Origin of the sequence: Shinella curvata (genome assembly GCF_022899935.1) — a bacterium.
Lineage (GTDB): Bacteria > Pseudomonadota > Alphaproteobacteria > Rhizobiales > Rhizobiaceae > Shinella > Shinella curvata.
The window spans coordinates 1-12,051 of sequence record NZ_JALJCJ010000005.1 but is presented as its reverse complement, the minus strand read 5'-3'; the positions used below and the strand labels follow the sequence as shown (position 1 = coordinate 12,051).

Here is a 12,051-nt window from a genome sequence, read left to right as displayed (position 1 = left end):
AATCTTTCGGGGGAGAGGAACATGACGGGTGAAACGAAAGCCGACTGCCGGATCGTGCGACCAGGCAGCACCTATGACGGCAAGCAAGGGTTCAGCTATTTCGAGGGTATTGCGCGCGAAAGCGTCGGCGCCTCGGGCATCTGCATGCATCTTCTGACGATCCCGCCGGGCGGGCGTGCGAAGGCGCATATGCATGAGAGCCATGAAACGGCGATCTACATGCTCTCCGGCGAGGCGCATACCTGGTACGGCGAACGGCTGGAGAATCACGTGATCGTCAAGGCGGGCGAGATGTTCTACATCCCCGCCGGCATGCCCCATCTGCCCGCCAATCTCTCCGATCAGCCGGCATCCGCGGTCATTGCCCGGACAGATCCCCACGAGCAGGAGAGCGTGGTGCTTCTGCCGCATCTCGAGGCGCTGGTTCCGCGCTAAGGGTCTTCGCCCACCCATTATTTCTTGCACCTTGTCAGAGGTCCCCAGCGTGTGCCGTCGGGGAAGCTGACCGTGTAGCCGCCATTGTCAGGCGTCAGCGTCAACTCGTAAGTTATCGGCGGTTCTCCGCCCTCGTCGCTGCATTCGGCCTTCACGACGGTGGCGCCGCCAACTTTCTTGGCGTCGCCTTTGAACTCGCAATAGGAGGCTGCCGTGGTGACGCCCTCCTTGTTCAGGAGAAAGAAGACATCGGCACCGGAGGATTCTTCGGTTTCCGAATAGTGGCAGCCTTCGGCGTTGCCATAGCTGCCATCGACGATATCGGCTGCCGCCCCCGCCGGACCGGCAAGCGCAAGGCCGAGAAGGAGCGCCGGGAGCGCGCGGGCGGCCGGCATCAGACGCCGCTCGCCGGAATGCCGCTGCGCTCCACCTTGCGCGGCGCGGTGATTTCCTTCCAGGTCGACAGCGCCTTGCTGACGGCGGCGAAGGGCTCGCGCTTGACGAACTGGCCATGGCCCTCGCGGGTCTTGACCGTACTTTCCTCGATGGCGACGACGCCGCGCGTCAACGTGTAGCGCGGCAGGCCGACAACCTCCTTGCCCTCGAAGACATTGTAATCGATCGACGACTGCTGGCTCTTGGCGGAAATGGTCTTGGAGCGCTTCGGATCCCACACGACGATATCCGCATCCGCGCCGACGAGGATCGCTCCCTTGCGCGGATAGACGTTGAGGATCTTGGCGATGTTGGTGGACGTCACGGCCACGAACTCGTTCATGGTGAGGCGACCGGTGTTGACGCCGTTGGTCCAGAGCATCGGCATGCGGTCTTCAAGGCCGCCGGTACCGTTGGGGATCTTGCGGAAATCGCCGGCACCGGTGCGCTTCTGGTCGGTCGTGAAGGCGCAATGGTCGGTCGCCACCACCTGCAGCGAGCCGCTGGCAAGGCCCGCCCAAAGCGAATCCTGGTGCTGCTTGTTGCGGAAGGGCGGGCTCATCACGCGGCGGGCGGCGTGGTCCCAGTCCTTGTTGAAATACTCGCTCTCGTCGAGCGTCAGGTGCTGGATCAACGGTTCGCCATAGACGCGCATGCCGTTCTGGCGGGCGCGGCGGATGGCTTCATGCGCCTGTTCGCAGGAGGTGTGCACGACGTAAAGCGGGCTGCCTGCCATGTCGGCGATGATGATGGCGCGGTTCGTCGCCTCGCCCTCGACGGACGGCGGGCGCGAATAGGCATGGCCCTCGGGGCCGTTATTGCCCTCATCCATCAGCTTGGTCTGCATGGCGGCGACGACGTCGCCGTTTTCGGCATGGACGAGCGGCAGCGCGCCGAGCGCCGCACAGCGCTGGAACGAGGCGAACATCTCGTCGTCGTTCACCATCAACGCGCCCTTGTAAGCCATGAAGTGCTTGAAGGTGTTGATGCCCTTTTCCTCCACGATGGCCTTCATTTCGTTGAAGACCTGTTCGCCCCACCACGTTACGGACATGTGGAAGGAATAGTCGCAATTGGCGCGGGTGGACTTGTTGTCCCAGCGCTTCAGCGCGTCGAGCAGCGACTGGCCGGGATCGGGCAGGCAGAAATCCACTACCATGGTCGTGCCGCCGGCAAGGCCGGCGCGCGTGCCGCTTTCGAAATCGTCGGCCGAATAGGTGCCCATGAAGGGCATTTCGAGATGCACATGCGGATCGATGCCGCCCGGCATGACATAACAACCGGCCGCATCCAGCACCTCGTCGCCCGAGAGATTGGGGCCGATCTCGACGATCTTCCCACCCTCGATCTTGACGTCCGCCTTGTAGGTCAGATCGGCGGTGACAACGGTTCCGCCCTTGATGACTGTGCTCATGTTGGTTCGTTCCCTGTCTTTAATTTTTGCTGGCGCTTGAAGCGCAAGACCGCCCGGCGTGCCGGGCGGGAAAGATCATTCGGCGATGCCCGCCGTCTCGATCACCGCATGCAGCAGCACATCCGCACCGGCGGCGGCCCACTCCTTCGAAATGTCCTCCGCCTCGTTGTGCGAGAGGCCGCCGACACAGGGGCACATGATCATCGTGGCAGGCGCGACCTTGGCGGCCCAGCAGGCGTCGTGGCCGGCGCCGGAGATGATGTTCATGTGGCTGTAGCCGAGGTCTTCCGCCGCCTTGCGCACGGCCGAGACCAGCGTCGGGTCGAAGGTGACGGGATCGAAATGGCCGACGGCCTCGACGGAACAGCCCACGCCGAGCGCGTCGCAGATTTTTGGCGCTTCCGCCTCGATACGGGCACGCATGCTGTCGAGCTTCGCCTGGTCGGGCGAACGGATATCGACGGTGAAGACGACTTTGCCGGGCAGCACGTTGCGCGAATTCGGCGAGAAGAACACCTGGCCGACACCGCCGACGGCGCCTGGCTGGTTTTCCATGGCGACAGTCTGCACCATTTCGAGGATGCGCGACATCGCAAGACCGGCATTGACGCGCAGGTTCATCGGCGTCGAGCCAGTATGCGCCTCGCGGCCGGTCAGCGTGAATTCCAGCCACCACAGGCCCTGACAGTGCGTGACGACGCCGATGTCCTTCTTCTCGGCTTCGAGGATCGGACCCTGCTCGATGTGATATTCGAAATAGGCGTGCATCTTGCGCGCGCCGACCGTCTCGTCACCGACCCAGCCGATGCGTTTCAGCTCGTCGCCGAAGGTCTTGCCTTCGGGATCCTTGCGGCCATAGGCATAATCCTGGCTGTGCACGCCGGCGAAAACGCCGGAGGCGAGCATGGCCGGGGCGAAGCGCGCACCTTCCTCGTTCGTCCAGTTGGTGACGACGATCGGGTGCTTCGTCCTGATGCCGAGATCGTTCAGCGAGCGGATGACTTCGAGGCCGGCGAGCACGCCGAGCACGCCGTCATATTTGCCGCCGGTCGGCTGGGTATCGAGATGCGAGCCGACATAGACGGGAAGAGCCTCGGGGTCGGCGCCCTCGCGCGTCATGAACATGTTGCCCATGGTGTCGACACCCATGGAAAGGCCGGCGCCTTCGCACCAGGTCTGGAAGAGGCGGCGGCCTTCGGCGTCTGAATCGGTCAGCGTCTGCCGATTGTTGCCGCCGGCAATGCCGGGGCCGATCTTCGCCATGTCCATGAGGGTGTCCCACAGGCGGTCCGCGTTGACACGCATGTTCTCGCCGGGTGCGGCCATGTCGTATGCTCCCACGTCTTCGGGCTTTGAAAGCCTCAATCTGTTCCCACCGGCTGGCGGCGCGCTTGTTTGTTTTGCGCCTGTCCGACTCAGCAGTTGCCTTTACTTGATAACTGTCTGATAATTTGACCGGTTGGTAAACATTACAGCTTCCGTTGCGGCACTCAAGCCGAAAAACCAAAAACCTTGAGGTCTCGCCCAAGAAAATGGCGGCTGGTTAAACTGGTGAATTTGGCGGCACTTTTCGCAATTCCGGAAAGCGCCGAGGGGGCAAGATGGCACTACCAAGGGCGGCCAGGACACAGCGGCGCACGCGCATCCAGGAGGCGAAGGAGGAGCAGATCCTCGAGGCGGCGCTGGAGGTCTTTTCGCTGCACGGGTTCCGCGGGGCGACCGTGGACCAGATCGCCGAAGTGGCCGGCATGTCGAAGCCCAATCTGCTCTATTATTTCCGCACCAAGGAGACGATGCACCGGGCACTGATCACGCGCGTGCTTGACACCTGGCTGGATCCGCTGCGCGAGTTCGACGCGGAAGGCAATCCCGTCTCGGAAATCCGCAGCTATATCAGGCGCAAGCTCGAGATGGCGCGCGATTTTCCCCGCGAAAGCCGGCTTTTCGCTAATGAAATCCTGCAGGGGGCGCCCAATATCGAGGACGAGTTGAAGGGCCCGCTGAAATCCCTCGTCGATGAAAAGGCCGAGGTGATCCGGAGCTGGGCCAAGGCGGGCAAGATCGCCAAATGCGATCCCTATCACCTCATCTTCTCGATCTGGTCGACGACCCAGCACTATGCCGACTTCGATGTGCAGGTGCGTGCCGTGCTGGGGCAGGGTCAGTCCGGCGAAGGCCGGTTCGAGGATGCGGCGCGTTTCCTCGAACAGCTCTTTCTCGGCGGACTTAATGTCAGCGAGCAGCCTTCCGAGGCTTAATCGGGCAGGAGGGCCATGAGCGCGAGACCACAGGCCGTGATCAGCGCGCCTGCCAGCACCGGCAGACTTGCCCAGCCATGGCCTAAAATACCTTCCAGCAGGATGATGAAGCTCGGCGTGAGATAGCCGTAGCCTAGAACCTTCGAGGCTGGCAGGCGCATCGAGGCATATTGCAGCAGGAGAAACGTGCCGGCCGTCGTGACGACGGCGAGATAGGTGACGGCGGCATAAACGGTCAGCGGCAGGGCGGAGAAATCCGTCGCGACGAGGCCGCGGATGCCCGGCGCGATCAGCCAGATCGTAGCACCGGCCGTAACCCAGAAACCGAAGGCGACGGCGGGCTCGCCGCGGTCGAAGCGGCGGATCAGCGGCACATAGAGCGCATGGCAGACGACGCCGGCAAAGAAGATCATCTCGCCGGTGCCGACATCGAAAGCTAGGATATCGGCGATATTGCCGCGAAAGATCACCCAGACGGCGCCGGCGGCGGCGATGACGAGGCCGGCGAGCACGCCGGGCCGCGTCCTCTGGCCGAGCACGGGCAGGGCGAAGCCGGCGCTCAAGAGCGGCATCAGGGTAAAAACAGCACCCGTCGCGATGGGGCTGGTATATTCCAGCGCGGTGAACATGGTGAGCATGTAGATGGCGATGAGCCCGCCGAGCAGAAGGAAGCGCCAGATTTCCTTTGGCCAGACGGCCGGAACCCGAAAGGCGCCGAAGGCAAGGGCGGCCATGACGACGATGGTCATGATGTAGCGCCAGAGCGTCAGCGGCTCGGCCTCCATGTATCGCGCCGCCAGCCCACCGAAAGAGAACGAGCCGGCGATCAGCACGGCGAAGAGCAGCATTGCGAGATGGCCCTTGAGCTTCTCACGGCCCGTGGCATGGGTGGAGAGGCCCGCCCGGGCCGGCATACGTTTCGTCAAGAAAATCACCCTATTGTCAGCGGCGCGGCACGGTCATAGACCGGCGCGTCTCGGTGCGCTACCCCACAGGAATGCCGCAATCGCCACCCATATCCCCGGCGACACAGCAAAGGACATGCAATGACCACGGCCATCGGCTTCAAGGATACCGACCGCAAGACGAGCGAACTGCTTGAGGATATCATTCATGCTATCAAGGGCGAGCACATCACGCTGCGCGACCTTCTTGCCATGATGGGCGAAAGCGGACTGCTGCTCCTCTGCGCCTTCCTGTCGCTGCCCTTCCTGTTTCCTGTTTCCATTCCCGGTGTCTCGACGGTGTTCGGCGCGGGCATCGTGCTGATCAGCGCGGCGATCACGCTCAACCGTCTGCCCTGGCTGCCGGCAAAGGTGGCCGACCGGCGCCTGGAAAGCAGCAAGCTCCGGCCGGTGCTGGAGCGTGGCGTGACATTCCTGCGCAAGATCGACCGCTTCTTCAAACCGCGCATGACGGGCCTCACGACCGGTGCGGTGATGAACCGCGTCAACGGTCTGGTGCTCATGGGGGCAGGCATCCTGCTGATGGCTCCGCTCGGGCTCATTCCCTTTTCCAACACCCTGCCGGGCGTGGCGATCCTGCTGCTCGCCGCCGGCATTTCGCAGCGCGACGGCCTGATCGTGCTCGCGGGCTATGTGATGGTGGTGCTGACGATCGTGTATTTTGCGGCGCTTGCTTTCCTCGCCTACAGCGCGGGCAATAGTTTCTTCGGGTGAGGCCGATTTCAGTCGCATCGCTCGTTGCCGAGTTGGGCAACGGCCTCTCCTCCGTCATCCTCGGGTCAAGCCCGGGGATGACGAAGGTGGAGGAGCGGGCTTTGCTTGAAAGAGCGCTCGCTGAGGGCATTCGCTTGGACACAAGGCCGGGGCATGACCCCGGCCTTTTCGTTTATTCCGCAGCCTGCCGGGCCATCGGATTGTTGGGGTGCGTCGTCCAGTTCGCATAATTCGGGTCGACCGTCTTGCCGGTGCGCTGGTCGAGCGTGCCGGGCTCGAGGCCGACCATGGTGATGCAGTTCTCGACGGGGCAGACATTGACGCAGAGATTGCAGCCGACGCACTCGTCTTCCATCACCTCGAAATGCCTGACGCCATCGACGAACTGCGTGATCGCCTGGTGCGAGGTGTCCTCGCAGGCGATGTGGCAGCGGCCGCATTTGATGCAGGCATCCTGGTCGATATGGGCCTTTGCGATGTAGTTGAGGTTGAGATACTGCCAATCGGTGACGTTGGGTACGGCGCGGCCGCAGATGTCGTCGAGCGTGCGGTGACCCTTGGCGTCCATCCAGCTCGACAGGCCCGTGATCATCTCCTGCACGATCTTGAAGCCGTAGGTCATCGCCGCCGTGCAGACCTGCACATTGCCGGCGCCGAGCACCAGGAATTCCGCCGCATCGCGCCAGGTCGTGACGCCGCCGATGCCGGAGATCGGCAGGCCGTAAGTCTCCGGATCGCGGGCGATCTCGGCCACCATGTTGAGCGCGATGGGTTTCACGGCAGGGCCGCAATAGCCGCCATGCGTGCCCTTGCCGCCGACCGTTGGGTTCGGGGCAAAATTGTCGAGATCGACGGACACGATCGAGTTGATCGTGTTGATCAGCGATACTGCATCGGTGCCGCCGGACTTGGCCGCGCGGGCGGGCTTGCGGATGTCGGTGATGTTGGGTGTCAGCTTGGTGATGACGGGCATGCGCGTGTACTGCTTGCACCAGCGCACGACCATTTCGATATACTCCGGCACCTGACCGACGGCGGCACCCATGCCGCGCTCGGACATGCCGTGCGGACAGCCGAAATTGAGTTCGATGCCGTCAGCGCCGGTTTCTTCCACCAGAGGCAGGATCGCCTTCCAGCTCTCCTCCTCGCAGGGCACCATGATCGAGGCGATCAGCGCCCGGTCCGGCCAGTTCATCTTGACCTGCTTCATCTCGCGCAGGTTGGTATAGAGGTCGCGGTCGGTGATCAGTTCGATATTGTTGAGGCCAAGCAGGCGGCGGTCGGCGCCCCAGATCGCGCCGTAGCGCGGGCCGTTGACGTTGACAACAGGCGGGCCTTCCTCGCCGAGCGTCTTCCAGACCACGCCGCCCCAGCCCGCCTTGAAGGCGCGCTCGACATTGTAGGCCTTGTCGGTCGGCGGCGCGGAAGCGAGCCAGAACGGGTTGGGCGATTTGATGCCGACGAAATTGTTGCGAAGATCAGCCATGTCTCATCTCCTCAAGCGACGGCAGAGGCCGGCTGCGCACCGGCAGCGAGCATGCGGTTGATCGAATCGGCCGCATCGCGGCCCTGGGCGACGGAGGTGACCGTCAGGTCCTCGCCCGCCTTCACGCAGTCCCCGCCCGCCCAGACATTGGCGACGGAGGTGCGGCCTTCGCTATCGATGGCGATGCGGTTGCCGGACAGGGCCAGCGCGCCAAGGCCTGCTGCTTCGAAGGTCTGGCCGATGGCCTTGAAGATCTGGTCGGCGGTGAGAACACCCGTCTCGCCGGTGCCGGCGAGCCTGCCGTCCTGGAGTTCGGTATATTCCATCTCGATGCCGGCGACCTGACCGTCACGGGCGATCACCCGCTTCGGCCGCAGCCAATGGCGGATCATCACGCCCTTGGAGGCGGCGAGGTCCTGCTCGAAGGGCGAGGCGTTCATGTGCTCCTTGCCGCGGCGGTAACAGATCGTCACTTCCTCGGCGCCGAGCAGCTTTGCCTGGACGGCGGCGTCGATGGCGGTCATGCCGCCGCCGATGACGACGACGCGGCGGCCGACCGGAACGGTCGCCTTGTCGGCGGCCTGGCGCAGCTCCGCGATGAAATCGACCGCGTCATAGACGCCGGGCAGGTTTTCGCCTTCCGCGCCGAGAGCGTTGACGCCACCCAGACCCATGCCGAGGAAGACGGCATCGAAATTGGCGGTGAGATCGGCAAGGGTGAAGTCGCGGCCGAGCTTCAGGCCGTTCTTCACCTCGATACCGCCGATGGCGAGCACGTAATCGACTTCGCGCTGGGCGAAATCGTCGACCGCCTTGTAGGTGGCGATGCCGTATTCGTTGAGACCGCCGGCCTTTTCGCGGGCTTCGAAGATCACGACGTCGTGGCCTTCCACGGCCAGCCGATGGGCGCAGGCGAGACCGGCCGGGCCGGCGCCGACGACGGCGATCGCCTTACCGGTGCGCGCGGCACGTTCGTAGAAATGCTGGTTTTCGGTGATCGCGACATCGGTCGCGTAGCGTTGCAGGCGGCCGATTTCCACCGGACGGTGCTCGGCGGTGTTGCGCACGCAGGCCTGTTCGCAGAGCGTCTCGGTGGGACAGACGCGGGCGCACATGCCGCCGAGAATGTTCTGGTCGAAGATGGTCTTCGCCGAACCGACCGGATTGCCCGTCGAGATCTGGCGAATGAACAGCGGAATGTCGATGGAGGTCGGACAGGCCGTCATGCACGGCGCGTCATGACAGAAGTAGCAGCGATCGGCTGCAACCAGCGCCTCGTGGTCGTCGAGGCGCGGATGGAGGTCGGAAAAGTTCGTCTCGTATTCGGCCGGCGTCAGACGCCCCCGATGAATCCCAGATTGCGTCGTTCCCATAATTATCTCCCATTCGCGTGGGCTTTTTGAATAAGAGAACGGTAACTCAGCTTTATTTTTTTATCAAACGGTAAAACTTCAGAAAAAATGCTGGTTTTTCAGTGCCTGCAGCAAAAATAAACATGATAATTCCGGTTATGTTTTTCGCCCCCAAGAAAGGGCGGCGTCCTTACCTGTCCTTGCTGCGTCATCAGATGACGTTTGACAGGTGACGGGAAAAGATGCAGCAAATCAGGACAAACAAGGGGAATACGATGGCGAAGCGGACCGAGACGGCCGGACGGCTGGACGATGCGGCACGGGCTGGCTGGCTCTACTATGTCGCGGGTCGAACGCAGGACGAGATCGCGTCCGCCATGGGGATCTCCCGTCAGTCCGCGCAACGCCTGGTTTCGCTGGCGGTGGCCGAGCGCTTGATCAAGGTGCGGCTCGACCACCCGATCGCCGAATGCCTGGAGTTGGGAGAGGCGCTGCGTAAGAAGTTTGACCTCGTGCATGTCGATATCGTGCCGAGCGATCCCGGCTCGACCTCCACGACGATCGGTATCGCCGAGGCAGGGGCGGCGGAAATCGAACGTTGGCTGAAGAAATCCGAGCCCATCGTGCTTGCCGTCGGTACCGGCCGTACGCTGAAGGCGGCGATCGATCAGCTGCCGACGATGGAATGTCCCCAGCACCGTATCATGTCTCTGACCGGCAATATCGGGCCGGACGGCTCGGCGTCTTACTACAACGTCATCTTCTCGATGGCCGATGCGATCAAGGCGCGGCACTTTCCGATGCCGCTGCCCGTTCTCGTCTCCTCGGCCGAGGAGCGTGACCTGCTGCACAAGCAGAGCCTTGTCCAGACGACGTTGCAGCTCGGGCGGGAGGCGGATGTCGCCTTTGTCGGCGTCGGACAGCTGGGGGAGGACGCGCCGCTGTGCCTCGACGGCTTCCTCAAGCCGGAGGAAGTGAGCCAGGTGATGGACGAAGGGGGCGCCGGCGAGATTTGCGGTTGGATCTTCGACCGCAACGGCAAGCTGCTCGAAGGCAGCATCAACGAAAGGGTCGCCGCCGTACCGCTTCCGCCGCGCGAAACGACCACTGTCATCGGCCTTGCCAAGGGCAAACGCAAGTATCTCGCCATTCTCTCGGCCCTGCGGGGACGCATGATCAACGGTCTCATTACAGATGAAGCGACCGCGCGGCATCTGCTTTCGGCCTGATCGCCGGTCATGCGCCCGCTCTGAAATAGCGTTCTCCACGTAGAAATTTCCCATGGGATTCAAGGCTTGCTGCTCTGCGTTGTGCGGTGCAGCAACGATTGTTCGTTGACTTTGTGCGCCATTATGTGGGTAATTGCTCACGAGCAAAGCAAATGCTCATAACTCTTCTGGGAGGAAGATGATGAATTTGAGAACCCTTCTGCTGGGCGTCAGCTCGGCTGCTCTCCTGTGCGGTTTCGCCAATGCCGAAACGCTGACCATCGCTACCGTCAACAACGGCGACATGGTGCGCATGCAGGGACTGACGGAAGATTTCACCACCAAGAACCCCGACATTCAGCTCGAGTGGGTGACGCTCGAGGAAAACGTGCTGCGTGAGCGCGTCACGACCGACGTCGCGACGAAGGGCGGCCAGTACGACATCATGACGATCGGCACCTATGAAGTTCCGATCTGGGCCAAGCAGGGCTGGCTGGTGCCGCTCGACAATCTCGGCGCCGATTACGACGTCGACGACCTGCTGCCGGCCATCCGTTCCGGTCTGACCGGCGAGGACGGCAAGCTCTATGCCGCGCCGTTCTACGGCGAAAGTTCGATGGTCATGTACCGCAAGGACCTGATGGAAAAGGCTGGGCTCACCATGCCCGACGCCCCGACCTGGGAGTTCATTGCGGATGCTGCCCGCAAGATGACCGACCGCAATGCCGGCATCAACGGCATCTGCCTGCGCGGCAAGGCCGGCTGGGGCGAGAACATGGCCTTCCTGACCGCAACCGCGAACGCCTTCGGCGCCCGCTGGTTCGACGAGAAGTGGACCCCGCAGTTCGATCAGCCGGAATGGAAGAACACGCTCGACTTCTACGTCAAGCTGATGAACGACGCCGGCCCGCAAGGCGCGTCCTCGAACGGCTTCAACGAGAACCTGGCGCTGTTCCAGCAGGGCAATTGCGGCATGTGGATCGACGCCACGGTCGCGGCGTCCTTCGTTTCCAACCCGAAGGAATCGACGGTTGCCGACAAGGTCGGCTATGCGCTCGCTCCTGATACGGGCCTCGGCAAGCGCGGCAACTGGCTCTGGGCCTGGAACCTCGCAATCCCCGCTGGCTCGCAGAAGACCGCATCGGCCGAGAAGTTCATCGCCTGGGCAACCAGCAAGGACTACACCAAGCTCGTCGCCGAGAAGGAAGGCTGGGCAAACGTTCCTCCGGGCACGCGCTCCTCGCTCTATGCGAACGAGGAGTACGAGAAGGCTGCTCCTTTCGCGAAGATGACGCTCGACTCGATCAACGCAGCTGACCCGAAGAACCCGGCCGTCAAGCCGGTGCCCTATGTCGGCGTGCAGTTCGTCGCCATCCCGGAATTCCAGGGTCTCGGCACGACGGTCGGTCAGCTCTTCTCGGCAGCGCTTGCCGGCCAGATGTCGGTCGACGATGCACTCGCACAGGCACAGTCGGTCACCACCCGTGAGATGACCCGCGCCGGTTACATCAAGTAAGCAACCTCCTCCCCAAGGACAGGCTGCCCGGAATGCGTTCCGGGCAGCCGTGAAAACGGGGTGCTTCTTCCCGGCGCGGCGCGGCCCGCCGCCGTCCGCGCCGGAAAATCCAAAGCAGTGACGAGAATATCTGGGGTTCCATCCATGGGAGGGTGGAAAGCCTGTCCGGCGCCTGATGCTGCCGGCGAAACGGGGAGGTCAGGTTTATGGCGACGGAGAACACGCGCGGCTTGGCGCGGATGATGTTGGCACCCTCAGTGGGTTTGCT

12 protein-coding genes are annotated in these 12,051 nt (G+C 62.9%); 5 read left to right on the top strand and 7 right to left on the bottom strand.

What is annotated here, in order from left to right:
* Positions 1 to 21: 21 nt before the first annotated feature.
* On the top strand, positions 22 to 435 hold the full coding sequence (locus MUU55_RS18180) for a cupin domain-containing protein (RefSeq protein WP_117371607.1): 414 nt from the start codon (positions 22 to 24) through the stop codon (positions 433 to 435).
* A gap of 17 nt (positions 436 to 452) precedes the next feature.
* On the opposite strand, the gene MUU55_RS18175 is transcribed toward MUU55_RS18180, so the two are convergent.
* The 3 genes from MUU55_RS18175 to MUU55_RS18165 form a co-directional block, all read right to left on the bottom strand.
* Positions 453 to 830 (bottom strand): hypothetical protein, encoded by a 378-nt coding sequence (locus MUU55_RS18175; RefSeq protein WP_244762188.1) that lies wholly within the window; start codon positions 828 to 830, stop codon positions 453 to 455.
* The gene (gene hydA, locus MUU55_RS18170; RefSeq protein WP_244762187.1) at positions 830 to 2,284 is read right to left on the bottom strand and encodes a dihydropyrimidinase; all 1,455 of its coding nucleotides are present in this window, start codon (positions 2,282 to 2,284) and stop codon (positions 830 to 832) included. Before hydA ends, MUU55_RS18175 begins: the two co-directional genes overlap by 1 nt.
* A gap of 75 nt (positions 2,285 to 2,359) precedes the next feature.
* On the bottom strand, positions 2,360 to 3,610 hold the full coding sequence (locus tag MUU55_RS18165; RefSeq protein WP_244762186.1) for a Zn-dependent hydrolase: 1,251 nt from the start codon (positions 3,608 to 3,610) through the stop codon (positions 2,360 to 2,362).
* Positions 3,611 to 3,885: 275 nt separating this feature from the next.
* Between MUU55_RS18165 and MUU55_RS18160 the strand changes: the two genes are divergently transcribed.
* Positions 3,886 to 4,542, top strand: a complete 657-nt coding sequence (locus MUU55_RS18160; RefSeq protein WP_244762185.1) for a TetR family transcriptional regulator C-terminal domain-containing protein — start codon at positions 3,886 to 3,888, stop codon at positions 4,540 to 4,542.
* Here the strand turns inward: MUU55_RS18160 and MUU55_RS18155 are convergent.
* Positions 4,539 to 5,468: a DMT family transporter gene (locus tag MUU55_RS18155; protein ID WP_244762184.1), complete on the bottom strand. Its 930-nt coding sequence runs from the start codon at positions 5,466 to 5,468 to the stop codon at positions 4,539 to 4,541. The genes MUU55_RS18160 and MUU55_RS18155 overlap by 4 nt on opposite strands.
* Before the next feature lie 120 nt (positions 5,469 to 5,588).
* Between MUU55_RS18155 and MUU55_RS18150 the strand changes: the two genes are divergently transcribed.
* Positions 5,589 to 6,221 carry an exopolysaccharide biosynthesis protein gene (locus MUU55_RS18150; protein WP_244762183.1) on the top strand — a complete coding sequence of 211 codons (633 nt, stop codon included), beginning with the start codon at positions 5,589 to 5,591 and terminating at the stop codon, positions 6,219 to 6,221.
* 172 nt (positions 6,222 to 6,393) lie between these two features.
* Here the strand turns inward: MUU55_RS18150 and preA are convergent, their stop codons facing one another.
* Both preA and MUU55_RS18140 read right to left on the bottom strand, forming a co-directional pair.
* Positions 6,394 to 7,707, bottom strand: coding sequence for an NAD-dependent dihydropyrimidine dehydrogenase subunit PreA (gene preA / locus MUU55_RS18145; RefSeq protein ID WP_244762182.1), 1,314 nt, complete (start codon positions 7,705 to 7,707; stop codon positions 6,394 to 6,396).
* An 11-nt stretch (positions 7,708 to 7,718) separates the two neighbouring features.
* Positions 7,719 to 9,080 carry an NAD(P)-dependent oxidoreductase gene (locus MUU55_RS18140; protein ID WP_244762181.1) on the bottom strand — a complete coding sequence of 454 codons (1,362 nt, stop codon included), beginning with the start codon at positions 9,078 to 9,080 and terminating at the stop codon, positions 7,719 to 7,721.
* Positions 9,081 to 9,334: 254 nt separating this feature from the next.
* Between MUU55_RS18140 and MUU55_RS18135 the strand changes: the two genes are divergently transcribed.
* Entirely contained in the window at positions 9,335 to 10,288 is a 954-nt protein-coding gene (locus MUU55_RS18135) for a sugar-binding transcriptional regulator (RefSeq protein ID WP_244762180.1), read from the top strand.
* Positions 10,289 to 10,469: 181 nt separating this feature from the next.
* Positions 10,470 to 11,783: an ABC transporter substrate-binding protein gene (locus MUU55_RS18130; RefSeq protein ID WP_244762179.1), complete on the top strand. Its 1,314-nt coding sequence runs from the start codon at positions 10,470 to 10,472 to the stop codon at positions 11,781 to 11,783.
* Here MUU55_RS18130 and MUU55_RS18125 read toward each other — a convergent pair.
* The coding region (locus tag MUU55_RS18125; protein WP_244762178.1) for a hypothetical protein at positions 11,776 to 12,051 on the bottom strand (276 nt) is incomplete at its 5' end. The genes MUU55_RS18130 and MUU55_RS18125 overlap by 8 nt on opposite strands.